Below are 25,665 nucleotides of genomic sequence, written 5' to 3' on the forward strand. Positions count from 1 at the left end.
ATTTTTTTGCCTTGAAGAAGTAGGACTCGGTTAATGAAGGATTCGATGGCAAACACCTCTCAGCTCAGTTTATTAAAGCAAAAGCTTCATTCAGCCCGAGTCGCTCTCGATAGCATGAACGAAGATAAAAATGATAAATTGCAGACACTTCTGCATTTTATCGGTCATCTTAGTCTTGCCTGTAAGGGGCAAAATCTTGAGCTGGATAATAAACTGGCTAAGCTAAGACATAATTTTTCAAACTTTGATAGCTTCGAAGAAACCTTGCCTGAGCTCGTCGATGTCGAACAGCTTCTAAAGCAGCAATATAATCATGTTATGGTACAGCTCGAAGACAGTCGAGCTAGCTTGTCTCGAGTGATTAGACAGATCCAAAGAGTTGAATCAGTTCCAGATAAAGTGAAAAAGGAGGTCAATTACTTTAAAAAAGATCTCTCAAAACCTTTTCATACCTTCTGGGATTACATTCCTAAAGTCGAAAAACTTGTTGGCTTCTATGAAAGCATTTTAGAAGAGCAACTTGCTCAAGGCGATAAGCTTGTTGTGCTTCCGAAACATCGCCAACTTGCCCACGAGCTAGCACAGATGATCTCTGAAATTGAATTCAGAAAAGATCAACGTGATAGAATCCTTATTATCAAGGAAGAACTTTCTAATGATATAGAGATCGATAGCCTTATCGATGCCTATCAGACCGTGCTTTCATTATTATTGGATAATATCGCTAGAGAGAAATCGGCCTCCCAAGAGTTTCTTTTTGCCTTAAACGATGCATTATCGGCTGTTAGAGAAGTCGTTAGCGATTCCTACAATAATACTCAGCGCAGTTTCCAACTAAAGAAACAGCTCAATCGTGAAATCAATACACGGGTAGATAATGTCGGTGAAGCCATTATCGATATCAATGATATTCATAGCCTTAAGTCTAAAGTCACAGAGCAGTTAGTCTCAATACGCGCAGCGCTTGGCCGTAAAGAAGCCTTAGAGGAGCGTGAGCAAGCCTTACTACGTAAGTCTATGGAAACCATGCGTAAAGAGCTTAATGATTTAAGTAAAGAAGCAGATACTTATAAAGAGCGTTTATTTGAACAACAAAAGCTGAACTTACTCGATACGCTCACCCAATTGCCTAATAGAGCAGCATTAGAAGAACGAATGGAGCAGGAATACCGTAACTTCCAACGCCATAAACAGCCTCTTTGGGTCGCTGTAGCCGATATCGATCACTTCAAAAATATTAATGATAGTTTTGGCCATAGTACAGGTGATAAAACCTTACAAGTGATTGCAATGGCATTAAAAAATTCTCTTAGGGATACTGAGTTCGTCGCTCGTTATGGCGGTGAAGAGTTTGTACTTATCGTTCCTGATGTGAACTCGACAGATATAGAACACCTTTTAAACAGAGTAAGGGAAAAAGTAAAAAGTATTCCCTTTAAGTTTAAAAATCAGAGAATTACAGTTACAGTATCTATAGGTGCTGCACAAATTATCAATAACGAGCTCATCAACGAGACATTTGATCGAGCCGATGCAGCCCTTTATCGAGCTAAACATGAAAGCAGAGACAGAGTTATCATTGATGTATAGCCTATACCTGTAGGATTCTTAGAAGTTTTGATAGGCTGGCACCTTTCCTCAAGGTTGCCAATATACACAACATGAACTCCAGTCACAGCTAAGGAGTCTCTATGATTGTAAAAGTCAGCCCAAAAGGAAGCATGGATCAGCTTTCCCAATTGGAAGTCGATCGCCTCAAACAAAGCGCTAAAAGCGAACTGTATCAACTCTACCGCAGCTGTTCACTTGCCGTGCTTGCTTCAGGGCTTCAGAGTGACAATGCCGAAAGCCTGTTTGAACAATTCAATGATTTCAACATTAATGTCCTGCGTCGAGAGCGCGGAATTAAAATTGAATTAACCAACCCACCAGAAGCAGCCTTTGTCGATGGTAAAATAATCAGAGGCCTTCAGGAACATCTATTTGCCGTACTGAGAGATATTGTCTACGTCAGTAACAAATACGATAACCTTAAGCATATCAACCTGACCAACTCGAGCCATATCACTAATGTCGTGTTCGATATATTAAGAAATGGACAGGTTATCCCCCTCGAAGAGCCAAGTATTGTGGTGTGCTGGGGCGGCCATAGTATCAATACCATTGAGTATCAATACACCAGAGAAGTCGGTTATGAACTGGGACTAAGGGAGATGAATATCTGTACCGGTTGTGGACCCGGTGCGATGGAAGGCCCTATGAAAGGCGCAACGATTGGTCACGCAAAACAACGTATCACTCAAGCTCGATATATAGGCCTGACAGAGCCGAGTATTATCGCAGCTGAGCCACCAAACCAGATAGTGAATGAACTCGTCATTCTCCCAGATATTGAAAAACGTCTAGAGGCATTTGTCCGCCTTGGACATGGCATAGTGATCTTTCCTGGCGGAGCGGGTACAGCCGAAGAGCTACTCTATTTACTGGGCATTTTACTCAACAAAGAAAATCAACATATTCCATTTCCATTAGTGCTCACAGGGCCTAAAGAAAGTGCCGATTACTTTATTAAAATTGATGAATTTATCGGTGCAACATTAGGCGAAGAAGCTCAAAGTAAATATGAAATTGTCATCGATGATCCTGTTCGAGTAGCTAGGATAATGAGTCATGGGATGGATGTGATTAAAGATCAGAGGAAAACCTCAGGTGATTCTTACCAATACAACTGGTCATTAAAGATAGAGCCAGAATTTCAGCTGCCTTTTGACCCCACCCATGAGATGATGAGCAATCTAAATCTGTTTTTTCAAGACAATAAAGCCGAACTAGCCGCTAATCTACGTAAAGCCTTCTCCGGTATTGTTGCCGGTAATGTAAAGATGGAAACCATAAGAAGCGTTAAAAAACATGGTCCATTTGAAATAAAGGGGGATCCAACACTGATGGCGATGATGGATACTCTGCTCAATGCTTTTGTAAAGCAACAGCGAATGAAGTTACCAGGCAGCGCCTATGTTCCCTGTTACAAGATAGATAATTAATCTGTCTCGGGTTTATACAAGCTTAAGCAATGGCAAGGCAGGCGACTAGCAATCAAGCTAAACGCTTGCTTTATCTTATACACATAACCACTTTTGATAAAAATAATAATGAATACATTTTTAATTATTGATGGCTTAAACTTAGTTCGTCGCATTCATGCAGCACAGCCAAATGAAAATGATACCAACGGACTAGATACTCGAGTCACTTCAGCCTGTAAAAAACTGATCAAATTTCACCAACCTAGCCATGTAGCGATTGTCTGGGACGGTAACGGGATCTCTTGGCGTAAGCAGCTGTTTGAAGATTATAAGAAAGGCCGTAAACCAATGCCTGAGGCATTAGCTCAGTTTCTGCCTGAGCTTAAAACTCACCTTGCCGAAAATCATGTGAACTCTTTAGATGCCGAAACAGAGGCTGACGATGTCATCGCTACATTAGCGTGCAAGCTAGTATCCAGTGGTGGAGAGGCAATTATTGTCTCCACTGATAAAGGGTTTACCCAACTCAATCACCCTAAAATAAAGCGATGGGATCACTTTAATCAAGCCTACTTAACCGTGGAAGAAAGAGAACAAAAGCTCGGCGTACAGCACTCGCAGTTTATTGACTATTTGGCACTTGCTGGTGATAGCGGCAATAAAATCCCAGGCGTTCCCGGTATTGGCCCAAAGTCAGCAATAGAGCTACTAAAGACATTTCGTTCACTGGCCAACATCTACACATCTATTGATAACGTGGGCGCAAAGCAGGCCAAAAAGCTCGAAGCAGGCAAGCAGATGGCAAGGATGAGTTATAAGCTGGTTCAACTTCAAACAGACATGCCGCTACAAGCCAATCTCAGCCAATTTCGATTACCACAGTAAGGGTGAATGTTAAGTGCATGCCAAATTGAAATAGCATAGAGATAGGTAAAACTTGTAAACATTAAGTTACTATCTTGTGGTTTACCTTGTAGAATGAAGTGCGTATTCTATATGACTTCACAGGTACAATGTATCTGTGCTACTCAGTTTTCTGTATGTATCAAGGATCCAGCTCGCAGATGAAATCTAAAGTCCCCTTCATTGTCGGCACTATTTTTGCCGTATATACCGCTTTTGTTGCGGTCGTAGTTGTTATTTATGAGCCCACTCCAGACGAAATGCATTGGGAAGATAGACAGGCATATAACAATGCCAAGCTAGCCGATATCACCATAGGTCAGAGCATATCTGAAATTAAATTGCTCATGGGGAAGGCTGATTTTTCAGAGGCTAAAACAACAGGGAAAGACGCTCTACAAGTCTTGTTTTATCGAACCCATCATGCTGAATCTGATGGTGAAACCACCAGAGACGAATGTACTCCGTTACTATTTAAAAATCAAAAACTGATCGCATGGGGAGCCGACACTTATAGTCAATATTTGTCAGCTTCAATTAATGGTTGATCTACAATAGAACATAGTGGCTCAAAGATGATGTTTCTAGGGGATAATCAAGGGGTTAAGTTTAGATGTTAAAATATGATCTTGCCAACGCCCCGCTATGCTTAGGTAATCTTTAGCTAGTCCCTCTTTTTCAAAACCCAGTGAGCTTAACAATTTACCGCTACGCCTATTTTCAGGTATGTAATTAGCCATGATCCTATGTAGCTCCCTCTGCTCGAACATATAATCTATCGCGGCTTCAAGAATTTCACGCATCAAGCCCTGTCCTTGGTAGCGTTCAGCAATTGAATAACCTAAATGACACGCCTGGAAAGGGCCTCGAACGATATTGGTAAAATTACATACACCGATAATTTGCGAACTTTCGGCTGTCTCATTTATCGAGAAAGCGACAAAATGTACCGCTCCACCATGTACAAATAAGTCGTTACTTGCTTGCAAACGTTTCCTCATGGAAAACTCAGTAAAGTACTCACTATCTCTTTGCGGCTCCCAGGGGGAGAGGTGTGCTCTGTTTTGTTGATAGTAATCCAGCAACAGCTGATAATCATAATGCTGTAACAGGGTAAGCAAGCATCTTTTGGTTGTTATTTTTGGCAAACATAAATTTGATGTACCTAGACCCATATCCATCACTTACCACCTGCTAAATCGATAAAGCTCCCCGTCACGTATGAAGCTTCATCAGACAGTAACCAAGCTATAGCTGCTGCCACCTCTTCAGGCTCACCACCTCTGCCCATTGGGATCATTGGTGCTAAACGTTCTACCCTGTCAGGCTCTCCACCATCAGCATGCATCGAAGTCTTAATGAAACCGGGCCTAACGCAATTAACCCGAATGCTCTCATTAGCAACTTCGATCGATAAACCTGTAGTTAAAGTATCGACCGCACCTTTCGAAGCAGCGTAATCAACATACTCGCCAGCAGCTCCAATTCTTGACGCCACCGATGAAACATTGACTATGGCACCACCAAATCCACCAGCAGTAAGAGACATGCGCTTAACAGCCTCTCGGCAACACAAAAAATAGCTAGTCACATTAGTACTTAAAACTTGATTAATTCGCTCTGCAGTCATTTCAACCACTTTCATTTGTGGCTTTAATATTCCCGCGTTATTAACCAAAGCAGTGATCCGCCCAAGCGCTTTATCTAAAGTCTTAAATAGATTGATGACCTGCTGCTCATTAGACATGTCGCCTTGAAGAGCGATAGCTTCAAAGCCCGAGTCTTGCAGCTCTTTGACTAACTGCTCAGCAGCAATCTGATTCTGTTTATAATTAACTGCTACAGCATAACCATGGTTAGCTAGATATCTCGCTGTTGCAGCACCAATGCCACGACTTCCACCGGTGATCAAGGCTACTTTTTTCATATTCACTCCTTTCGATTTTACAGCTCAAACTCAATGACTTGGGTTTAACGCCTTGACTCAAAAAATTCAATGAATGTACTTTAGATTCATAACCAACGTCGAACCCGCTTTTTATAGCTAAGGTACTCATCACCAAATTTATCAGCTAAATATGCTTCCTCCGGCTTAATCGCAATATAATAAATCGACAGGCAAGATGGCAACACACTCAGCAATAACCAAAGTTGACTAAAAAATAATCCTAAGCCAATGGTGATGGTGCAAAAAATGAGATATATAGGATTACGAGAGTAAGCATAAAAGCCACCAGTCATGATCGTCGACGTTGGCTTCCACGGTTCAATGTGGGTATTAGCGCGTTTAAATTGCTTCGCCAAATACAGTAGAGTCACTATGCCCAGCACAGTTAATCCAATACCTAAAAAACTGACTAGCTTGGGCACAGTGATATTCAGCGGCAATACCAGATCAAGCCCTACTCCTATCAACATAAAGAAGATATAAACAACTGGTGGAGGTATGCGTACCCCAGCACCTTTTTCATCGACCATCTCACATATCCTTATCTTTAATGAGTCATCAGTTCTACAGGCTAAAAGCCCCTTTTATACCTTCTATCGCCATTTGAGTGCCTATAACAGCTAAAATCAGCCCCATCATACGGGTAATGGCACCTAAAGCGGCACTGCCTAAAAAGCCAACTAATTTGCCACCTGAAATAAAGAAGCCATAAGTAATGACACAAAGTAGTCCAAATGCACTAATGGTGATTAGCATCTCCTCTATCCCTCCTGCGGCAGAAAAACTCATGGCTGTAGCAATGGTACCTGGCCCTGCAAGAATCGGCAGCGCCAAGGGAGAAACCGCAATACTCAAGGCCGCCTCTCGAGCCTGAGCTTTCTCACTGGCATTTTGTTTACTCTCAGCTAATTGCGCATGATCAGGATGATGAACACTGGAGTTGTTTCCTTGAAGCATATGAAAACCAATCAAGAAAACTAGCAGACCGCCGGTGATTCTGAAAGCAGACAGTGAGATGCCAAACAGAGTAAAGATATATTGACCCGCTAACGAGAATAGCGTGATGATAATAAAAGCCAGCAGTAGGGCTCGAAAAGCGATAGCTTTGGTCGTTTGTTCATCCTCTTCAGAGGTTAACCCTAAAAATATTGGCACATTCGCAATAGGGTTCATAATGGCAAAGAACCCCATAAATACCGTTCCCATGTGCAACCAGAGTCCATCCATATTGTTTGTTCCTTAAAGCAGAGATAAATGAGTATATTCTTGGAGTGGATTATATTTAATCAGTCCATATTGATAACATCAGCAGAAAATAATCACAAACACTAAAAATCTTAAATCTGTAAACACATTCCAGGACAAGACAGACAAAACAAAAAGCCGAGTCTACACTCGGCTTTCTTTTATTACCTCAACATAAGGCTAAGCCTAAATCGAGGGGCTAATCCGCTTTCTTGTACTCGGTATAAGCTTCACCTTGAGTCAACCACGTCGGGGCTGGTTTGCCCTTAAGGTAATGATCGAAGTACTCCATCATACGAATACTGTAATCCAGTTTATTGGGGTATTTCTTCAAGTGATGAGGCTCGTCCTCATATTGCAGAAACACCACATCTTTACCTGCACGGCGCATCGCCAAATACAATTCAATACCTTGCTCCCACGGCACAGCATCATCTTTATCACCAAACATGATCATCATGGGTGTCTTAATTCGATCGGCATAAAAAATTGGCGAGTTCTCAATATACTTCCGTGGCGCGCTAAATAAGCTCTCACCAATACGGCTTTGACCTGTCTCATACTGGAATTGACGAGCTAAACCACTGCCATGACGTATACCGCTATAGGCACTGGTCATGTTAGACACAGGGGCACCTGTGACAGCAGCTTTAAAAATATGGGTCTGAGTCACAGCAAACGCCGTTTGATAGCCCCCCCAAGAATGTCCTTGAATGCCAACAGCATCTGGATCGGCAACGCCCATCTCGATAAGTTTCTGTACACCAGAAGTTAATGCCTGAACAGATGTGGCTCCAGGGTAACCAACTTCAAAGCGAATATCAGGCAGGAAGATGGCATAACCATTATCCGCAAACCAAGCAAAGTTCGGTCTATGGTTAATCTTCATCTGTGGGAAGGCGTGCAATCTGTCGCTCATAAAGCGATAAAAGTACACCAGCACAGGATAACGCTGACCCTCGACATAATTAGTGGGTTTAATTAATACGCCGTCAAGCGGCTGACCGTCACCATTAGTCCAATGCACAAGTTCAGATTGTCCCCAATTAAATTGACGCTTCTGAGCATCTAGATCGGTCTGCTTGTTTGCTTCTTGCGGTGCTAAATATTCTGCTGTATACAGATCCGGGAACAAGTCATAACGCTCTTTGGAGAAAGCGATCACCTTGGCATCTTTGCTACGCGCCAACGTCTTTAGCTTGTAATCACCTTCCATCAGAGTTTGAACGCCTGAGACACCGATTGTAGAACGGTAATAACCATCCCCTTTGGTTCTCTCGTTATAACCATGAAGTAGTACTTGTTGATCTAACTTAAGCACATCAGGATGGTTTTTATCCTCAACCAAACCGCTTATCCGATACTGGATACCTTGCTTGCGACCTTTACCCGCCGTAAGCTTAAATGCTTGGTGAGACTCAGTGTTTATCTGCCAAATATCATATTTATCATAGACAAGGAATCCCGCGTCCTCTTTAAGCCAAGGACCGAAACCATAACCTGGCGCATTAGACGGGTAATCATGATCTTCATCTGCAAATGACACTTTCAAATTTTGAGTTAAGTTTGTGCGTCTGTCTTCCGAAATTTGATACAGGTAAACATTGCCTTGTTGGAAATAGGTAACAAAGCGCTCATTGGGTGAAAGGATAGGATCTTCACTGCTAGGCTGCTGAGTCAATATCAAGATTTTTCGGCCGGTATTGATATCAATCAGATAATAATCTCGGTAGAAGCCGGCCCAAGTGATCATCTTACGATAGGGGATATCTGAACTTGCCAACACAAAACGAGTCTGCTGCTGCAGTTCTACATCCGGTACAGCTTCATCGGCGAGCTGAACCAGGTTATTGCCTTTAAGATGCAACACGGCAAGATAGGTGCGCTTCAGCTCTTTCTCATATTGCTTTATTTCATTGGGCTTAATTCGAGCATCGTCGCCATGCCAAATACGCAGCTTACGTTGGCCCGTGACAATTGATTCATCAAATAAGTCTTGTTGCTTCTCAATTTTGGCAAGCTCGACCTGTTGGCTAACTTGTGGAACACGACCGAAAAATAGGCGCTGACTATCATCTGAGAATTTAAGTGTCGTATAACGGTTCAGCTGCCACTCTTTAGATGTCGGCGTGGCGTTAACCTCAGAGGTTTCAATATTGAACAATGAAAGTTGGTAAGTTCGACCGTATGGCGCAATGCCTGCATCGCCATGGGTAAAGGCAATATATTTACCGTCATCACTGAGTGAGACATCGCCTATTTGTTGATCATTGTATTGGCGTACAATCTTTTTGGTGTTGTTACTGAGCGTAAACAGCACCAGCTGGTGAACTTTCACCTTTGTATTGTTACTTGCAACAACCAGATGCTTACCACTCTTATCGAAATAAAAGTCCGTGACGTTAGCGACTTTTTGAGTGGTACCATTTTTAAGCACTACCAGTTCAAAGGCAGCGCCCTTGTCGAACTTATCGACGTTAATCTCTTCGCTCTTATCCGCTTCAGCTGATTTATCTTTCTTATCATATGTTGTTTCAGCTGTTTCATACCAAATAGCCAAATGACTACTTGAATCATTAAAAGCAAACTTCTTCACTCGATCGAACCGTGTCTCTTTACCCGTCTGAGTGTCGAGCAACACCATGCCAGATTTCAGCTTTTTCTTCTCTTTCTTAGAGGCTTGTTCAAGCTCAAGTAGAGGAGTCTTAACGCTAAAGGCCACAAAGCGGCCATCAGCACTCACTTTGGGCTTAGCCCCACCATCAACATTAAATTGCTTAGATGAACCCAATAGCTTAACTAAACCATGGCTATCGCCTCTATCCGGAGAAACTTCAACGGCTAAAGTGGTACCTGAATCTGAAACCACGGGCTTCTTTAGTGATTCAAAGTGCATGATGTCATTGGTGGTTATCTGTTCGGCAGCCGTAGCAGCATAAGCTCCCGCGGTAAGTAAACTCGTCGATAGGAGGAGTAGAGATACAATAGGTAGTGACTTCAAGGTCGTCCTCATTTTTATTATTGTGTTAGCTGTTTTATAGGTTTTATTAGTTTTTTACTATATTTTTTATTAGAGATACTAGACTAAAGTCGTCTTTTTTAACCTTTAACGATCAATCATCGTCATATGCCCTGTTTATTGCAAGTAACACTACCGAAAAAAATGTGAGATTGCTCACTATTTCCTGTGAAAAATGTATAAAATTGTTTAAAATAAAGATGTGAACAATAAGAAATAATTTCAAGTCGTAGTGTCCCCTTTTTCTGAGGGAACCAGACAGTAGCAGTAACGACCAACCGTGGAAGGATTCTCCATGTCAAAAAGAATGATAACCGTGATCCCTGGTGATGGGATTGGACCAAGTATTATCGATGCCGCAATCAAGATCCTTGATAAAGCAGGTTGTGACTTCGAGTACGAATTTACCGATGCGGGTTTAACTGCTCTAGAAAAGCACGGGGAACTTTTACCTCAGCAAACTCTCGATATGATAGAGAAAAATGGTATCACCCTGAAAGGTCCTCTAACTACGCCAGTTGGAGAAGGTTTTACCTCAATAAATGTCACACTGCGTAAAAAGTTCAGCCTTTATGCCAATATCCGCCCTGTCGTATCTTTCAAAGGTACACAGTCGCGTTATGAAGATATCGATATCATCACTGTACGTGAAAATACCGAAGGTATGTATTCTGGCCTAGGTCAGACGGTTTCAGAAGATGGTACAACAGCTGAAGCGACCAGCATCATCACTCGTCAGGGTGCTGAGCAGATCACGACATTTGCTTACGAACTTGCTCGTAAAGAAAACCGTAAGAAAGTGACTATCGTACACAAGGCTAACATCATGAAATCAACTTCAGGTCTTTTCCTGAAAGTGGCTCGTGAAGTCAGTAAGCGTTACCCAGACATCACAACAGATGAGATGATTGTCGACGCTACATGTATGAAGCTGGTTATGAACCCTGAGATCTTCGACGTTATCGTTACGACGAACCTATTCGGTGACATTCTGTCTGATCTATGTGCTGGTTTAGTCGGCGGCCTAGGCATGGCGCCTGGTGCTAACATAGGTAAAGATGCGGCAATTTTTGAAGCGGTTCACGGTAGTGCACCTGATATTGCGGGTAAAAACTTAGCCAATCCAACCTCGGTTATCTTAGCTTCTATCCAGATGCTTGAGTACCTAGGTATGGCTGATAAAGCTGAAAGCATTCGTGCAGCAGTTACTGCTGTCATTGCTGAAGGCGATCGCACAACACGTGATCTAGGTGGTACTCATGGTACAACTGATTTCACTCAAGCTGTGATTGACCGTCTGTAAAAAGACTCGAGTTCCTAGGCTTTACACCTAGGAACTTATTTTCCTAATCCCTTCTTTGCTTTACCAACCTTTCGTCGGATTCAACCATAAATGCACTGTCACCTCATCTCGATCATGATATAGATGCTTACAGGACAGCTCAAAGTCCTTGATATCATTTTCTTTCAAAATCTCAGTCATAGTCGCCAGAATTATCGATACATCTTTATAACGACTCTTCATCGGTAATTTAAGATTGAATATTGCTTCTTTAAACCAACCATTAATCGCCCAAGCCTCAATGAGCTCAGCCACTCGTGATGGCTTTTCAATCATGTCACACACCAGCCAATATATATTCTTTCTAGGAGGCTCAAATCGAAAGCCATCGGCCTGATAATGCTTAACTTGCCCGGTATCCATAAGGCTTTGTGCCATTAAGCCATTATCTACCGCCGCCACGAACATGCCTCGGCGAACGAGCTGATATGTCCATCCACCAGGACAAGCACCAAGATCGACAGAGTGCATGCCGCTACTCAAACGTTTTTCATGCTCTTCTTTAGGGATGAAATGAATAAAGGCTTCATCCAGTTTAAGCGTAGAGCGACTCGGTGCATCCGATGCCATCTTCAGCCTTGGGATCCCACGTAAATAGGGTGAGCTGTTATTACTGAGTGAAAAACCCACATAGGCCGTTCCAGGAGCGACGAAACACACATGTATAATTGGACGTCTTGGATTTTCTTTCTCAAGCAAGGTGCCTGTTTTTTTCAACTTCTGCCTGAGCGGTACGGTAAATTTTTTGCAAAAGTTAGACAGCTCTTTAGCTTCATTAGTATCAGGCGTCTCAACTCTTAGCTCACCGGCTTTATTGACTTCAGATAAGGCCTCAATAATCGGTGAAATTCTGTCTTGTTCTGGAAGATTTTTTAGTAAGGCTTTAGCCGCGAACATCTGCCTGGTGAAAATCAACGAATCCAGTTCAATTTTTTGTGCCAGTACGCTCGCATCACCAGGTTGGAAGCACTGAAAAATCACGTAAGCATCATTGTTTTTGGTTTTAACAAAACCGCCAATATCAAGCTCTGCAGCGCGATGTTGGATCTCTGCTGCACAATCTTTCTCGTAGCCTGCACGGCAAAATAAAAATAGGTTAATCATCGAAATTCCTGGAGCTAGCCAATATTGAAGTGATTCAATACTGGGAATTGAAACTAATATCCGTCTAAGAAGGCAAAAATGGCGACCATCTTAATAATGGCCGCCATTCTACACTGTCTAGGGTATTCGGCCAACACTGCGAGTGTGGTGAGCCTCTATAATCAGGCTAATCGTCTAGCTCTACCACTCGATCACGCCAAACAGCTAACGCAATCAATAACCAACCGATTAAAAAGCAAAACCCGCCTATAGGTGTAATAGGGCCAGTCCATTTGGTACCTAATATCGAATACAGGTATAAAGATCCCGAAAACAAAACGATACCAACAATAAACAGGTAACCCGCCCAATCGAGTAATCTTGATGTAAACCAATGTCCCGCAAACGCCACAACGATCAAAGCAAAGGTGTGGTAAAACTGATATTCAACACCTAGATTAAAAATAGCAATCATCTCAGGAGAAGCTATCTGTTTTAATCCGTGTGCACCGAAAGCACCCAATGCCACCGACATAAAACCACTTAACGCTGCGAGTAACAAAAAACCTTTACGCATCTAAACTCCTAATGAAATTGATACTATGAGAAATAGCTTGGTTTAGATTAGCTTCCTGCGTTGTACCTGACGACTTTCTTGGTTTAAAACTATGATCGCCGTCTACTAACCAATGTAAGCGTGTTTTGTTCATCACTGGCCACAGCTCTACTTGCCCCTTACAACCAAATTTATCTCTTTCTCCCTGAATGACACAAATAGGTGCCAGGCTCTCTTCAATAGGCGCTAACCTCGGCTCTCCTCCCTTTAATGGGATAAAGGGATAACCTAGGCAAATAACACCGTCTACTAAGGTTTCTGCCGCGACAATCGCTGACATACGTCCTCCCATGGATTTGCCCATCAAAATGATTTTTCTAGGGGAGTATTGCCGCTTAATAGCGGTAATATGTATATTAAAGTCTTTCAATATTTTAGGTGCGCGATCCGGAGGCCGACGTTTACCATCAAGCACATTTGCCCTCATATAAGGGAAATTAAACCTAAGCACACCAATGCCATGCTCAGCACCTCTGTTAACCAGCCCTGCGGCTAAATCTTGCATAAACTCACTGCGCATATTCGCACCTGCACCATGAGTCAAAATAACTAACGTATCGCTTGGAGCGCCATCGAGTATACATTCACTCTCTAATAGCTCTTCAACCTCTAAAGGTTCTTTAACTAGAAAACATCTACTCTCGATGAGAGCTTCATCATCAATCGCTTTATTAACCAGGGAGCAACTCACTGCGAGACTCCTCTTCAAACATATCTAACATCCACTCTCTAAACGCCGCAATCTTACCAATCTCAGCATGATTTTGCTGACAGACCAAGAAATAAGCATTCTTACTCATTAATACTTCCGGAAATGGACAAACCAAGCGCCCCGCCTTTATATCGGGGCGAGCCAACACGCTATAACCTAACGCTACACCTTGACCGTGAGCAGCAGCTTGCAATACTAGCGAAGAATGGCTGAAAATTGGGCCTTGGTTCACATTAATATCATTAATCCCGCATTGTCTAAACCAAGCTTGCCAATCATAACGATTGGTATCATGCAATAAAGTATGGTGCCGAAGATCGCTCGGCTTCTCTAATGGCTTAGGACCATTTAATAGCAGTGGAGAACAAACCGGGATTAACGCTTCATTTTTGAGTTTATCCGCACGCAACCCTGACCAGTTTCCTTGGCCATAAAAAATAGCCACATCAACATCATCAGCCAGTGCTTCATTATCGTCATCAACCGCTTTAATTCGAACATCAATGTCCGGATTTTTTTCGCTAAACTTGGCTAACCTAGGCACTAACCATTGAATAGCAAAACTCGGTGACATGCTGACTGTGAGTGAACCAATCGCACTTCTGGCTAACAATCTATCCGTAGAGTCTGCGAGTTGAACAAAAATGTCTTTTATATCTAAAAAGTAACCCTGACCTTCTTCAGTCAATAATAAAGAACGGTTCTTTCGACGAAATAACTTTAGGCTTAAAAACTCTTCGAGAGCTTTAATCTGATGGCTCACAGCGGCTTGGGTTACAAACAATTCTTCAGCTGCACGAGTAAAACTCAGATGCCTTGCTGCGGCCTCAAAAGCTTTCACCGCATTAAGTGGAGGTAAGCGTCTTGACATAGTGATCAGGATCTCGTTTTATGATTAGTTTTTCTAATCTGTATTGTTACATTTTATCGTTTGTAAAGGGAAGCGTTTTTGGTTAAATTTCGCACCAACGAAATGACACTAGTTAGACAGCCTCTACGACGTAATTGGGGAGTGTCTGACAAGCAGAAATACCCGCCCGGAGGCGTCAAACATGCTAAATTTTAAAACTGTTTTTGTACTCGCTTTTCTCACTACAGCTACTAATGTGAGTGCAGATGAAGTCCTCATCGATACCACAGACCTGCACGCAACAATCACAGCACAACTTGCTGAAGGTATGGAGCAGATGCAGAAAAACTTAACTGAAGACTTAAATACAGTGCTCATTGCCGAAGAGACGACATCAGAGACTGATGTAAAAGTCACTCTTGCAGATTAATCTATTCAGCACTGAATAAAGCGAGTGGTAAGTTATCTAACCTAGCTTACTACTCTTACATTAAAACCGTATGAAGCTCGTTACATAGTAACTGGTCGTGCGGTTTTTTTATATCTTCTCAATCTCAGCAGCTTCCTGTCATCCCTCCAAAGTAGAAGCAAAACATCCACCATCAATATCGATGCCTTCCCTTACAGGGCAGTTATACCGATTGGTATTAATCCACCGTACAGTTCCATTGAAGCGACTTACACACCAAGAATGTAGCATGAGGAGACTTCAAAACCACTCGGACAAAAAACAGGTTTAACAAACATAAAAAAACCGCACTCTAAGATGCGGTCTCTAACTAAACTCTTTCTTTACAAATTGTGCTTAAGGACGGTAGACCTTCACGTTTTCATAGCCCTGCTCTTGCAGGTAAAGTGCTTGAAGCTTACTCATCACACCACGGTCACAATAGAGGAGGTAAGTCTTGTCTTTGGCAAGTTCGGTAAATTGAGTCGCCAATCTAAAGAAAGGAATGGCTTTAACTTCAACGCCCTCAACAACGAGCGGATCACGCTCCTCTTCCTCAGGCGATCTCACATCAATAATGACTTCATTATGATCGATAACATTGACAGTTTCAGTCGATGCTATTTGTTTATCTACACTCTTGGCTATTTCACGAATATCGATCACTACAGCGGCTTCTACAATACTGTCAATCAGCCCTTCAGAAAACTTCTCCTCTTCAGACTCGACTTTAGAGAGTACCGCTTTTACCGTTGGCTTTTGCGAAATAACGCCACAATATTCAGGAATCGACTTGGCAAAATCTTCCGTGCCAATCTTGCGACTGATATTAATGATATCTTGTTTATCCATAGCAATTAATGGACGAAGTATAAGTTGATCAGTACAGCGGTCAATGACATTAAGGTTAGTCAACGTCTGGCTAGACACCTGTCCCATCGCCTCACCAGTCACGAGCGCTTGAATACCCATTTTTCTAGCAATTTTTGCTGCGGCTCTCATCATCATACGCTTGAGAATAACGCCCATTTGGCCGTTATCAATTCTTTCCAAAATTTCGGTTACCACAGGATCGAACGGCACTGAGATAAACTTCACCTTGTGCGACTCACCATATTTCTGCCATAGATGATAAGCAACCTGCTTAACGCCTATCTCATGTTGATCGCCACCTAGGTTAAAGAAACAGTAATGAGTACGCGAACCACGCTTGATAAACTGATAGCTAGAGACACCAGAGTCAAAACCACCAGAGATAAGTGAAAGTACATCTTCCTGAGTCGCCATAGGGAAGCCACCTAGTCCTGGAATACGGTTAACCACGAGATACAGGTTTTCTCTATCTATCTCTAAGTTAATGGTCAGATCTGGATTTTTAAGCTTTACGCCTTTAGCCTCAGTAAATTGATTTAATCCACCACCAACATAACGCTCAACTTCAATGGACTTAAATTCATGCTGTCCCGATCTTTTAACACGCACACAGAAGGTCTTTCCAGCAAGTTGATCTTTATATTGTACTAACGTCTGCTGATAAATATCGTCAACTGATTCAAAGGTGCTTTCGTTAACTTGCAATATGTGGGCGATCCCAGGTATACACGCTAACCGCTCACCAAAGGCTTCAACCAGATCGGGTCTATCGCTTGGCACCATCACCATGATCTTATCCCAATCTCGCTTAACCTTAGCACTTTCATCGACTTTCTTAAGTACGTTGCGAATATTGGTTTCAAGCATTTTGGTAAAACGCATTCTTACCGGTTTACTTTTCATCATGATTTCAGGGAACAGTTTTACGATAAATTTCATCAGGGTCTTCCGGGGGGATCAAGCCATTAAATAATATTGGGCGGCATTATACCAAGAAGCGACAAAGATTGCCTATCTTGAATTCATGGCACGCTAATACCGTGAAAGAAATAAAACCAGATTTAAAAGGAAGCAGTAAAAAGGGGGCAGAAAAACAAAGCGTAAAGGAAGCACATAGGTACTTCCTTTACAGATGTCGATGGTTACATTTCAAAAATCAATAACCACAAGAGAAATTGTGTTTATTGCCCGACGAGGATCTCATCAGATATTTTTGCTTTGCCTTGCTCAATCGCTATTTCAACACGGCGGTTTCTGGTTCGATTGCCAGCAGAATCGTTATCAACCAATGGAGCCGAGCTTGCCATTCCCACCACTTTCATTCTTTGCTGATCAAACCCTCTAACACGGATTAGTTCATGAGCCACGGCAACGGCGCGTTTACTCGACAAGTCCCAGTTAGAGCTATAGAGCTCGTTATTAATATTCATATCATCGGTATGGCCCGAAACCGTCACTATTCCAGGTACATCTTTAAGCAACTCTCCGACACGGCGGATCACTGGCTTAAACCTTGGTTGTAAGAAACCTGAACCTGAAGAAAATGCACCTTTTTCACGTATACGGATGATAATCTGCTGCCCAAGGGACTCAATCTCAATCGCACCATCGATGATCTCTTTATTGAGCTCTTGAGCCATTTTCTTAACTTGATCGTTAATATTCTCTTGTGCGGCGGCCTGAGCCTCAGATTCTTCCTTAGCTTTTGCTACAGCCTCTGATTCTGATGTTGACTCAGATTTAGCATCATCTTGCTGCTGCGCGGTAGAGGAAGCCTCACCACCACGCTGTTCACCCTGCTGCTGTTGAACCCCACCGGCACTATCATCATCACCGGCCTGATACTCGATGGTTTGTTCCGTCATCTCATTAGTTTGCTGGTTAATGATTTCGATAGGAGTGGGTTCAGGACGCCCAGGTCTAAATTCTAAGGCAATCACAGATGTTCCCTTAGGAATGTCTTTCACTTCAACCTTATTTTGCACACCGAAAGCATATTTCATCGAGCCAGCGATCTGTTTAAATTTCATTACATCCATTTCAGAGAATGAAAGCAATAGCACGAAGAAACACATGAGTAGTGACATCAAATCGGCAAAGGTTGCCAACCACAAGGGTGCGCCTGCTGGCGGACATTCACACTTTTGCTTCTTTGCCATGGGATCACTCCCCGTCCGTCGTATCTATCTGACGTTGCTTTTCAGAAAGGTAATTCTTTAAGAAACCTTCAATGACTCTGGGGTTTTGTCCATCCTGAATAGCAAGAACGGCATCCATGATCAGGCTACGGTTCATCATTTCCTCACCCATGCGCAATCCCAGTTTCCCAGCAATAGGTATCGCAACCATGTTCGCTATCATCGCACCATAGAGGGTAGTTAGCAGCGCAATTGCCATCGCAGGACCAATTGACTTAGGATCGTCCATATTCGACAACATCCCCACTAGCCCTACCAAGGTGCCAATCATTCCCATAGCGGGGGCAACATCACCGATGGCCGTAAAAATACTAATACCCATCTTATGACGCTCCTCAGTGAGTGCTATATCTTTCTCTAGCGCATCTCTCACCACATCGCCGTCGTGACCGTCAACCAACATATCGACAGCCTTCTGCATAAAGCTATTAGTAATTTCAGCTTCTTCCAATGCCAAAAATCCGCCTTTACGAGCGGCGTCGGCCATAGTGACTGACTGCTCAATTAACTCCTCGGGCTTATCGATTTTAAACATAAACGCTTTGGCAGCTATTTTCACTGACCCCAAAAACTGCTTAAGGTTATATTTCATCATCACGACAAAAAATGAACCACATATCACAATCAAAATTGAAGCAGTATCGATAAAAATGCCAATACCACCACTACTGGCCATAGCCCCAAGGATAAATCCAAATGCACCGATAAGCCCTATCAGGGTAGCTAAATCCACAACTGCTCCTCAATTGAAACTGATTCCAGAAAGGTTTCTGATCAGCATAAAATCTAATAAAAATGACTCAAGGTGCGTCCATGCGTATTTAGTACGCTATTTAAGATTGGAAACTTGCACAATGAAATAAATTTTAACGACTTACACTTAAGCCGTCACGGTAAAATGAGCATAAGTATATTGAATATGTGTTAAACAATAATAATTAGCACTCAAGATGGAGTCTGCCAAGCTAAAGCCGCTCATTAAACATCCAAAGAAAAAATACCTTACCTTCAATTATCGGACAGCTTACACGCAAGTTTAGCTTCAAATTCAATTTTTTATAAAAAAACCTCAGGAAAGCGTGCTATTGGCCAAATTTACCGCAGCCAAATTTGACCACTGACGCCGCCTGCGATACCTTGTCTCACGCTTATTTCTAGGAATCCTTGTCGTGGCTAAAAAACCTGAAAACCTCACTTTTGAAGAATCGCTAAGTGAACTTGAACGCATTGTTTCTGATCTTGAACAAGGTGATGTCTCACTTGATGATGCCCTTAAACAATTTGAAAGAGGCATAAAACTCGTTCGTAATAGCCAAGGCAAGCTGGAACAAGCCCAGCAGAAGGTGGCTATACTGATGCAAGAGGATGAAAACGCCTCGCTGACCAGCTTCGCCCCCGAGGAAAAATAAGTGTTAGCCGATACCATCACTCGATACCAGCAGCGTGTCGATAACCAATTAGCACAGATAATTGATGCTCAAAGCATTACCGATCCAACACTCATCACAGCAATGAAGCATGGAGCCTTAATTGGCGGTAAACGCATTCGACCTTTTCTGGTTTATGCTATAGGCGATATGCTCAATATCCCCTTAGAAAAGCTCGATTCCTGTGCCGCGGCAATAGAGTGTATTCATGCTTACTCGCTCATTCATGACGACTTGCCAGCCATGGATGATGATGCACTTCGTCGTGGGCAACCGACTGTTCATATCGCCTTCGATGAAGCTACCGCAATTCTCGCCGGTGACGCACTACAGGCCTTGGCTTTTGAAATTATTTGCCAGCCTATCGAAGGTATCGCACCAAGCCAAAATTTAGCCATGGTAAGCGCACTAGCTAAAGCCTCTGGTTATTCCGGCATGTGCGGTGGCCAAGCCATGGATCTTAATGCCACCAATAAACAGATTGGTCTAGCGACGTTGACACAATTGCACAAGCTTAAAACGGGCGCATTAATCCGTTGTGCAGTTCAATTACCTATGATTGCCGCCCAAATATCAAATGAACAACAGGCGTTGTTGATGGAATTTGCTGACGCCATAGGCTTGGCCTTTCAAGTACAAGACGATGTACTGGATATTACCTCCAGTACTGAAGAGCTTGGAAAACCTCAAGGTTCTGATTGCGATTCTAACAAGAGCACCTACCCGCAACTACTCGGTTTATCTGGCGCGCAACAAACAGCCAAGAGATTGATCGACGATGCTCTATCAGCGCTGACCAAATTACCATACAATAGTCAGTTAATTGCCGAATTCGCCCGTTATATCATAGAGCGAAGAGTTTAATATAAAGAGACAATGTATCTCGATGAGTTTGGATATTTCTCAATACCCTGTGCTTGCACAGGCCAATACCCCAGATGAGCTAAGACAGCTTCCTCAAGCCTTGTTACCAAAATTGGCAGACGAGCTAAGAAACTTCTTGCTTAAATCAGTGGGTAAATCTAGTGGTCACTTCGCTTCCGGACTCGGTACGGTAGAGCTTACTGTGGCCATTCATTATGTCTACAACACACCATTTGATCGTCTTATCTGGGATGTGGGTCATCAGGCCTATCCCCATAAGATATTGACTGGCCGACGTGACAAGATGCATACCATACGCCAAAAAGGCGGAATTCATCCCTTCCCTTGGCGTGAAGAAAGCGAATACGACACGTTCAGTGTAGGACACTCGGGAACTTCGGTCAGCGCGGCCTTAGCGATGGCTGTCGCTGCAGAGAAAGAGCAAGCAGGACGCAAAGTCGTCTCTGTGATTGGTGATGGTGCCATGACTGGTGGAATGGTTTTTGAAGCCATGAATCACGCCGGTGATCTTCATAATGATATGTTAGTTATCCTCAATGACAATGAGATGTCTATCTCTGAAAATGTTGGTGCACTGAATAACCACTTAGCTCAGCTCATGTCTGGTCGCTTCTATACAACGATCAGAGAAGGCAGTAAAAAAGTGCTAGAAGGTATGCCCGTCATTAAAGAGATGGCTAAGCGTACCGAAGAGCACTTAAAAGGCATGGTCGTCCCTGGCACCATGTTTGAAGAGCTTGGCTTTAATTATATCGGCCCAATTGATGGCCATGATGTCGATGCTTTGGTCGAAACGATGCGTAACATGCGCAATCTTTCTGGACCACAAATTTTGCATATCATGACTAAGAAAGGCCGTGGTTATGAACCCGCAGAGAAAGATCCGATTGGCTGGCATGCCGTGCCAAAATTTGACCCATCGACTTTCGAAAAGCCAGCGACTAAGCCTAGTAATCCAACCTTCTCTCAGGTTTTTGGTAAGTGGCTTTGTGATATATCAGCAAAGGATGACAAGGTCTTAGGGATCACACCAGCGATGCGTGAAGGCTCTGGCATGGTTGAGTTCTCTCAACGTTTTCCTAAGCAATATTTTGATACTGCGATTGCCGAACAGCACGCAGTAACTTTAGCCGCTGGATTTGCTTGTGAAGGGTTAAAGCCCGTTGTTGCTATTTACTCGACCTTCCTTCAACGGGGTTACGATCAACTGATCCACGATGTAGCACTGCAGAAACTGCCTGTGCTATTTGCTATCGACCGTGGTGGTATCGTGGGCGCCGATGGCCCGACGCATCAAGGTGCCTTCGATTTAAGCTTTATGCGCACAGTGCCTAATATGATTATCATGGCACCTTCGGATGAAAACGAATGTCGCCAGATGCTCTACACCGGCTACTGCTACCGTGATGGTCCGACCGCGGTGCGTTACCCCCGTGGAAGCGCAACCGGCGAGCCTCAGATAGAAGAGATGACCGCTTTACCAATAGGTAAAGGCTTAATCAAGCGTCAAGGTAAGAAGATAGCCATACTCAACTTCGGCACCTTATTGGCGAGTGCGATGACAGCAGCTGAATCTCTCGATGCAACCGTTGCCGATATGCGTTTCGTCAAGCCTTTGGATATCAATCTCATTGAGCAACTTGCAGCTGAGCACGAACTCATTGTCACTATTGAAGAAAATGCCATCATGGGTGGTGCAGGCTCTGGTGTATTGGAAGAGCTGCAAAGGCTTAAACGTCCTATGCCAGTGTTACAAATAGGTCTACCCGATGAATTTATCAAACATGGTGATTCAAAAGAGATCTTAGCCGAGCTTAAACTTGATAGTGCAGGTATTCTTGAACAGATAGAAGCGTATCTAAAATAAGGTTTGAGCTATCGGGACGACTCTGATTGCCATAAAGGTACAGAGTGGTTACAGGTACAAATCCCCTCTTAAGCCTTCCATGGCCTCCGGGGATAAGTACATCCATGTACAAAAAAGGACTGCAATTGCAGTCCTTTTTGTATCTAGTCTTTATAGTAACGAGAACCTAGGTTCTAGTTACTCATAAATTAAGCTTTAGTATCTACCGAACCGCCACCTTGAGAAACCATTACCATTGCAGGGCGCAATAAGCGGTCATTCAAGATGTAGCCTTTTTGCATAACCATCATTACCGTATTCGCCGGAAACTCAGGGCTAGGCTGCATGCCAATAGCCTGGTGATGCTCTGGATTGAATGCTTCACCTTGTGGGTCAACAACCTTCAAACCAAACTTCTCCACTGAGGTGACAAAACTCTTAAGCGTCAATTCAACACCTTCATAGATAGCTTTAGTTGCTTCATTTTCAGCATCGGTGCCATGAAGCGCTCGCTCCATATTATCGATCACTGGCAATAGTTCATTAGCAAACTTTTCAAGCGCAAATTTATGTGCCTTCTCTACATCTTGTGCGGCGCGGCGACGAATGTTCGCTTCTGACGCAGCAGCACGAGTGACAGAGTCTTTTTGCTCTTCTACTTTAGCCTGGGATTGTGCTAATGCCTGCTCTAACTCTTCAATGCGGAAGTTTGCCTGAGTAAGCTCATCCATTAGACCAGCTTCATCTGCATTAGCCTTACCTTCAGTACTGGTAAGGATCTCCCCCTCAACTGCTGCATCTACTTGTTCGTGTTCTGCTTTACTTGACTCGTTGCTCATTCTGACTCCAGCTAAAGTGCTTTGTTTCTGCATGCTCTGGGCATATACTCAATAAACTTGAAAATGCTCGATCCCGCATACACAAGTTGTTTCAACATATTATGGGGATCAAATTACCGGATTCAAGCCCTAGCAGATAAATATGCCTAAAACATTCCAAACTATCGGCCTGATTGGGAAACCTAATCATCACGGCACTAACTTAACCTTAAAGCGCTTACATCACTGGTTGTCGATGCAAGGCTTCGATATCTTAGTAGAAGAAAGAGTAGCCCACGAAATCGGTCCACACAGCAAATCGGTGGATCTACTCGAATTGGGTGAAAAGTGCGACTTGGCTATCGTCGTTGGTGGCGACGGTAATATGCTTGGCGCTGCACGGGTGCTTGCCAGATTCGATATCGGCGTGATTGGTGTCAACCGCGGCAACCTAGGCTTCTTAACCGACCTACCTCCAGATTCTTTTGAAACAGCCTTAGCCGAAGTGCTTGAAGGCAGCTTCGAAACAGAGTTTCGCTTCCTACTCGAAGCCGAAGTGCATCGTCATGGAAGTATGAAGTCCAGTAACACTGCGGTTAATGAAGCCGTTTTACACCCGGGTAAAGTGGCCCACATGATTGAGTTTGAGGTCTACATCGATGATGTCTTCATGTACAGTCAACGCGCTGATGGCATGATAGTCTCAACGCCGACAGGTTCAACGGCTTATTCGTTATCAGCCGGTGGTGCGATTCTTACACCAAACCTTGAAGCATTGATTTTGGTGCCCATGTTCCCTCACACCCTTTCTTGCAGACCCATAGTCGTCGATGCCTGTAGTAAGATAAAACTGGTGGTATCCCCTGAAAATGGTGACAACTTGGAAGTCAGCTGTGATGGCCATGTTGTTTTGCCTGTTCTACCTGGTGATGAGATTTTAATCAAGCGCAGCCATGAGAGACTTAGGCTTATTCATCCCAAGGGGCACAACTACTTTCATGTATTAAGGAACAAGCTCGGCTGGGGAAGCAAACTTTTCTAGCATCGACTTTGTTAATGTGATGGCCTGAAAAGTTCAGGGCCATCACGTTTCTAGTTTCTAGTTTTACTTAGGGTAAAGTCCATTTGCACTTCGCTTTCTGCAGCGACTGCTTTCCCATCGATAAATTTAGGGGCGTAACGCCAATTTTTCAAACTTTTTAATGATGACTTTTCAAAACCAGAGCCGCCTTTTGAATCAAGGACCCTCGGTTCCGTAACAAAACCATATTCATCAACAATAAACGCTAATTGCACCCACCCTTCCTTGCCCTTCCTTGCAGCAGACATGGGGTATTTGGGTGCCAAACGATATAAAGGCGTCTGCTCTTGTGTCTCTTTCCACGGTTCCATACTGCCTATAGCAAGACAATGCTGAGTAGACTTATCACTCTGACCTTCAGTTTCATATAACTGCACCAGCCTTGCATGAGAGGCTAATTCGTAGGGATGACTGTAATCAAGTTTCGAAAACTGTGTGATCACCTCCTCAAACAGTGGGATCGCCTTACTTTCATTTTTTTCAGCAAACCAAATCAAGCCAGCGATATAAGTCGACTCCACCCGAACTAAAGCATCTTGAGGCAGTTTTTCTTGATATATTTCAAATGCATCAAGCGCATAATTACGCGTTTCACGGTCATAATAACGGGTATTCTTTAGCCCGTTAAAGGCGCTCATCTGCACACTCGCTAGCAACATAGGCCGCTCGCTATCTTCGGCAATCTCTACCGCTAGATGAAATTGTGATTTGGCTTTCTTAATATCTGAATGGGTTTGTGCCGCGCCAAGCAGAGGATCGATACTCTCAACGGACTCCTCGCCATATTCAAGCTCATAAACCGCTAAAGCATCTATATAAAGTTGATGGGCTTGAGCTTGACGCTCTCGAGCACGCTCTTTAGCTAACGACTTATCTTCTTGTATTAGCGCTGAGGCATAATTTAAGCCTAGATTTGCTGAATCAATATCTCTATCGCCAAACTTCAGCTTACCCAGCTCATAAGCTTGAGCGGAATACCTGAGTATATCGGCATCATTACCATCAGCAACGGCTTGTTGATATGCCTTATAGCTATCACTGAAGCTTGCTAAGGCATGAGAAGAGGAGTGAGGTACTGAGTTTGCTTCAACGTTAGGTATTGCCGTAGATTCAGCGGCAAAAGGCTGAAAGCTCGACGTCGCGACTAACAAAGCAAAACCATAACGTTTGGCATTAGAAAAGGAGGCTGAGGGTGTCATCATAAATATCCATATTTATACACAGTGAAAAACAAAATAATTCAGTTAAACCATCCTAACTAAAATAACACCACAACTCCACCGACCACAATCCAAATGTTACAATTACGATCAATCGATAACGGAGCGTTAACACCTATTGGTAT

24 protein-coding genes are annotated in these 25,665 nt (G+C 43.2%); 10 read left to right on the top strand and 14 right to left on the bottom strand.

Annotated elements, in window-relative coordinates; all coding sequences use genetic code 11:
* The first annotated feature begins 33 nt into the window (after window positions 1-33).
* From FM038_RS18230 to FM038_RS18245, 4 genes are all read left to right on the top strand, one after another.
* Window positions 34-1,590: a sensor domain-containing diguanylate cyclase gene (locus FM038_RS18230; protein ID WP_142874723.1), complete on the top strand. Its 1,557-nt coding sequence runs from the start codon at window positions 34-36 to the stop codon at window positions 1,588-1,590.
* 101 nt (window positions 1,591-1,691) lie between these two features.
* Entirely contained in the window at window positions 1,692-3,044 is a 1,353-nt protein-coding gene (ppnN, locus tag FM038_RS18235; protein WP_142874724.1) for a nucleotide 5'-monophosphate nucleosidase PpnN, read from the top strand.
* A gap of 108 nt (window positions 3,045-3,152) precedes the next feature.
* Window positions 3,153-3,911, top strand: a complete 759-nt coding sequence (gene xni, locus FM038_RS18240; protein WP_142874725.1) for a flap endonuclease Xni — start codon at window positions 3,153-3,155, stop codon at window positions 3,909-3,911.
* A 179-nt stretch (window positions 3,912-4,090) separates the two neighbouring features.
* Entirely contained in the window at window positions 4,091-4,477 is a 387-nt protein-coding gene (locus tag FM038_RS18245; protein WP_142874726.1) for a DUF3192 domain-containing protein, read from the top strand.
* A 36-nt stretch (window positions 4,478-4,513) separates the two neighbouring features.
* On the opposite strand, the gene rimJ is transcribed toward FM038_RS18245, so the two are convergent.
* From rimJ to FM038_RS18270, 5 genes are all read right to left on the bottom strand, one after another.
* Window positions 4,514-5,110, bottom strand: coding sequence for a ribosomal protein S5-alanine N-acetyltransferase (gene rimJ, locus FM038_RS18250; RefSeq protein WP_223292897.1), 597 nt, complete (start codon window positions 5,108-5,110; stop codon window positions 4,514-4,516).
* On the bottom strand, window positions 5,110-5,856 hold the full coding sequence (locus tag FM038_RS18255; protein WP_142874727.1) for an SDR family oxidoreductase: 747 nt from the start codon (window positions 5,854-5,856) through the stop codon (window positions 5,110-5,112). The genes rimJ and FM038_RS18255 overlap by 1 nt, the downstream gene beginning before the upstream one ends.
* Window positions 5,857-5,942: 86 nt before the next feature.
* The gene (locus FM038_RS18260) at window positions 5,943-6,407 is read right to left on the bottom strand and encodes a methyltransferase family protein (protein ID WP_142874728.1); all 465 of its coding nucleotides are present in this window, start codon (window positions 6,405-6,407) and stop codon (window positions 5,943-5,945) included.
* A gap of 34 nt (window positions 6,408-6,441) precedes the next feature.
* Window positions 6,442-7,104, bottom strand: a complete 663-nt coding sequence (locus FM038_RS18265) for a MarC family protein (protein ID WP_142874729.1) — start codon at window positions 7,102-7,104, stop codon at window positions 6,442-6,444.
* A 217-nt stretch (window positions 7,105-7,321) separates the two neighbouring features.
* The gene (locus FM038_RS18270; RefSeq protein WP_185965862.1) at window positions 7,322-10,123 is read right to left on the bottom strand and encodes a prolyl oligopeptidase family serine peptidase; all 2,802 of its coding nucleotides are present in this window, start codon (window positions 10,121-10,123) and stop codon (window positions 7,322-7,324) included.
* Window positions 10,124-10,436: 313 nt separating this feature from the next.
* Here FM038_RS18270 and FM038_RS18275 point away from each other — a divergent pair, with 313 nt between their 5' ends.
* Window positions 10,437-11,444 carry an isocitrate dehydrogenase gene (locus FM038_RS18275; protein WP_142874731.1) on the top strand — a complete coding sequence of 336 codons (1,008 nt, stop codon included), beginning with the start codon at window positions 10,437-10,439 and terminating at the stop codon, window positions 11,442-11,444.
* Between the two features lie 60 nt (window positions 11,445-11,504).
* Here FM038_RS18275 and rlmM read toward each other — a convergent pair whose 3' ends face one another.
* The 4 genes from rlmM to FM038_RS18295 form a co-directional block, all read right to left on the bottom strand.
* Window positions 11,505-12,587: a 23S rRNA (cytidine(2498)-2'-O)-methyltransferase RlmM gene (gene rlmM, locus FM038_RS18280; protein ID WP_142874732.1), complete on the bottom strand. Its 1,083-nt coding sequence runs from the start codon at window positions 12,585-12,587 to the stop codon at window positions 11,505-11,507.
* Window positions 12,588-12,753: 166 nt separating this feature from the next.
* Window positions 12,754-13,143 (bottom strand): DUF423 domain-containing protein, encoded by a 390-nt coding sequence (locus FM038_RS18285; RefSeq protein ID WP_142874733.1) that lies wholly within the window; start codon window positions 13,141-13,143, stop codon window positions 12,754-12,756.
* Window positions 13,136-13,873: an alpha/beta family hydrolase gene (locus FM038_RS18290; RefSeq protein WP_142874734.1), complete on the bottom strand. Its 738-nt coding sequence runs from the start codon at window positions 13,871-13,873 to the stop codon at window positions 13,136-13,138. Before FM038_RS18290 ends, FM038_RS18285 begins: the two co-directional genes overlap by 8 nt.
* Window positions 13,854-14,765: a transcriptional regulator GcvA gene (locus FM038_RS18295; RefSeq protein WP_142874735.1), complete on the bottom strand. Its 912-nt coding sequence runs from the start codon at window positions 14,763-14,765 to the stop codon at window positions 13,854-13,856. The genes FM038_RS18290 and FM038_RS18295 overlap by 20 nt, the downstream gene beginning before the upstream one ends.
* A 181-nt stretch (window positions 14,766-14,946) precedes the next feature.
* Between FM038_RS18295 and FM038_RS18300 the strand changes: the two genes are divergently transcribed.
* On the top strand, window positions 14,947-15,174 hold the full coding sequence (locus tag FM038_RS18300; protein WP_142874736.1) for a hypothetical protein: 228 nt from the start codon (window positions 14,947-14,949) through the stop codon (window positions 15,172-15,174).
* A 375-nt stretch (window positions 15,175-15,549) separates the two neighbouring features.
* On the opposite strand, the gene thiI is transcribed toward FM038_RS18300, so the two are convergent.
* The 3 genes from thiI to pomA form a co-directional block, all read right to left on the bottom strand.
* Entirely contained in the window at window positions 15,550-17,004 is a 1,455-nt protein-coding gene (gene thiI, locus FM038_RS18305; RefSeq protein ID WP_142874737.1) for a tRNA uracil 4-sulfurtransferase ThiI, read from the bottom strand.
* 242 nt (window positions 17,005-17,246) lie between these two features.
* Window positions 17,247-18,224 carry a flagellar motor protein MotB gene (locus FM038_RS18310; protein WP_142874738.1) on the bottom strand — a complete coding sequence of 326 codons (978 nt, stop codon included), beginning with the start codon at window positions 18,222-18,224 and terminating at the stop codon, window positions 17,247-17,249.
* Window positions 18,225-18,228: 4 nt separating this feature from the next.
* Window positions 18,229-18,996 (bottom strand): flagellar motor protein PomA, encoded by a 768-nt coding sequence (gene pomA / locus FM038_RS18315; RefSeq protein ID WP_142874739.1) that lies wholly within the window; start codon window positions 18,994-18,996, stop codon window positions 18,229-18,231.
* Window positions 18,997-19,432: 436 nt separating this feature from the next.
* On the opposite strand from pomA, the gene xseB reads away from it, so the two are divergent.
* The 3 genes from xseB to dxs are packed head-to-tail and all read left to right on the top strand — an operon-like array spanning window position 19,433 to window position 22,442.
* Window positions 19,433-19,672: an exodeoxyribonuclease VII small subunit gene (gene xseB, locus FM038_RS18320; protein WP_142874740.1), complete on the top strand. Its 240-nt coding sequence runs from the start codon at window positions 19,433-19,435 to the stop codon at window positions 19,670-19,672.
* Entirely contained in the window at window positions 19,673-20,554 is an 882-nt protein-coding gene (ispA, locus tag FM038_RS18325; RefSeq protein WP_142874741.1) for a (2E,6E)-farnesyl diphosphate synthase, read from the top strand.
* A gap of 22 nt (window positions 20,555-20,576) precedes the next feature.
* On the top strand, window positions 20,577-22,442 hold the full coding sequence (gene dxs, locus FM038_RS18330) for a 1-deoxy-D-xylulose-5-phosphate synthase (RefSeq protein ID WP_142874742.1): 1,866 nt from the start codon (window positions 20,577-20,579) through the stop codon (window positions 22,440-22,442).
* A 188-nt stretch (window positions 22,443-22,630) separates the two neighbouring features.
* On the opposite strand, the gene grpE is transcribed toward dxs, so the two are convergent.
* Entirely contained in the window at window positions 22,631-23,260 is a 630-nt protein-coding gene (gene grpE, locus FM038_RS18335; RefSeq protein ID WP_142874743.1) for a nucleotide exchange factor GrpE, read from the bottom strand.
* 142 nt (window positions 23,261-23,402) lie between these two features.
* Between grpE and nadK the strand changes: the two genes are divergently transcribed.
* Window positions 23,403-24,281: an NAD(+) kinase gene (gene nadK / locus FM038_RS18340; protein ID WP_142874744.1), complete on the top strand. Its 879-nt coding sequence runs from the start codon at window positions 23,403-23,405 to the stop codon at window positions 24,279-24,281.
* A 50-nt stretch (window positions 24,282-24,331) separates the two neighbouring features.
* Here nadK and FM038_RS18345 read toward each other — a convergent pair whose 3' ends face one another.
* Window positions 24,332-25,522, bottom strand: a complete 1,191-nt coding sequence (locus tag FM038_RS18345) for an energy transducer TonB (protein ID WP_223292898.1) — start codon at window positions 25,520-25,522, stop codon at window positions 24,332-24,334.
* Between the last annotated feature and the right edge of the window lie 143 nt (window positions 25,523-25,665).

This window comes from Shewanella eurypsychrophilus, assembly GCF_007004545.3.
Lineage (GTDB): Bacteria > Pseudomonadota > Gammaproteobacteria > Enterobacterales > Shewanellaceae > Shewanella > Shewanella eurypsychrophilus.

Excerpts from the sequence above, each read along its gene's own strand:
- FM038_RS18230 (WP_142874723.1), top strand. The coding sequence starts at position 34 with ATGAAGGATTCGATGGCAAACACCTCTCAGCTCAGTTTATTAAAGCAA.
- ppnN (WP_142874724.1), top strand. The coding sequence starts at position 1,692 with ATGATTGTAAAAGTCAGCCCAAAAGGAAGCATGGATCAGCTTTCCCAA.
- xni (WP_142874725.1), top strand. The coding sequence starts at position 3,153 with ATGAATACATTTTTAATTATTGATGGCTTAAACTTAGTTCGTCGCATT.
- FM038_RS18245 (WP_142874726.1), top strand. The coding sequence starts at position 4,091 with ATGAAATCTAAAGTCCCCTTCATTGTCGGCACTATTTTTGCCGTATAT.
- rimJ (WP_223292897.1), bottom strand. The coding sequence starts at position 5,110 with ATGGATATGGGTCTAGGTACATCAAATTTATGTTTGCCAAAAATAACA.
- FM038_RS18255 (WP_142874727.1), bottom strand. The coding sequence starts at position 5,856 with ATGAAAAAAGTAGCCTTGATCACCGGTGGAAGTCGTGGCATTGGTGCT.
- FM038_RS18260 (WP_142874728.1), bottom strand. The coding sequence starts at position 6,407 with ATGGTCGATGAAAAAGGTGCTGGGGTACGCATACCTCCACCAGTTGTT.
- FM038_RS18265 (WP_142874729.1), bottom strand. The coding sequence starts at position 7,104 with ATGGATGGACTCTGGTTGCACATGGGAACGGTATTTATGGGGTTCTTT.
- FM038_RS18275 (WP_142874731.1), top strand. The coding sequence starts at position 10,437 with ATGTCAAAAAGAATGATAACCGTGATCCCTGGTGATGGGATTGGACCA.
- rlmM (WP_142874732.1), bottom strand. The coding sequence starts at position 12,587 with ATGATTAACCTATTTTTATTTTGCCGTGCAGGCTACGAGAAAGATTGT.
- FM038_RS18285 (WP_142874733.1), bottom strand. The coding sequence starts at position 13,143 with ATGCGTAAAGGTTTTTTGTTACTCGCAGCGTTAAGTGGTTTTATGTCG.
- FM038_RS18295 (WP_142874735.1), bottom strand. The coding sequence starts at position 14,765 with ATGTCAAGACGCTTACCTCCACTTAATGCGGTGAAAGCTTTTGAGGCC.
- FM038_RS18300 (WP_142874736.1), top strand. The coding sequence starts at position 14,947 with ATGCTAAATTTTAAAACTGTTTTTGTACTCGCTTTTCTCACTACAGCT.
- thiI (WP_142874737.1), bottom strand. The coding sequence starts at position 17,004 with ATGAAATTTATCGTAAAACTGTTCCCTGAAATCATGATGAAAAGTAAA.
- FM038_RS18310 (WP_142874738.1), bottom strand. The coding sequence starts at position 18,224 with ATGGCAAAGAAGCAAAAGTGTGAATGTCCGCCAGCAGGCGCACCCTTG.
- dxs (WP_142874742.1), top strand. The coding sequence starts at position 20,577 with ATGAGTTTGGATATTTCTCAATACCCTGTGCTTGCACAGGCCAATACC.
- grpE (WP_142874743.1), bottom strand. The coding sequence starts at position 23,260 with ATGAGCAACGAGTCAAGTAAAGCAGAACACGAACAAGTAGATGCAGCA.
- nadK (WP_142874744.1), top strand. The coding sequence starts at position 23,403 with ATGCCTAAAACATTCCAAACTATCGGCCTGATTGGGAAACCTAATCAT.
- FM038_RS18345 (WP_223292898.1), bottom strand. The coding sequence starts at position 25,522 with ATGATGACACCCTCAGCCTCCTTTTCTAATGCCAAACGTTATGGTTTT.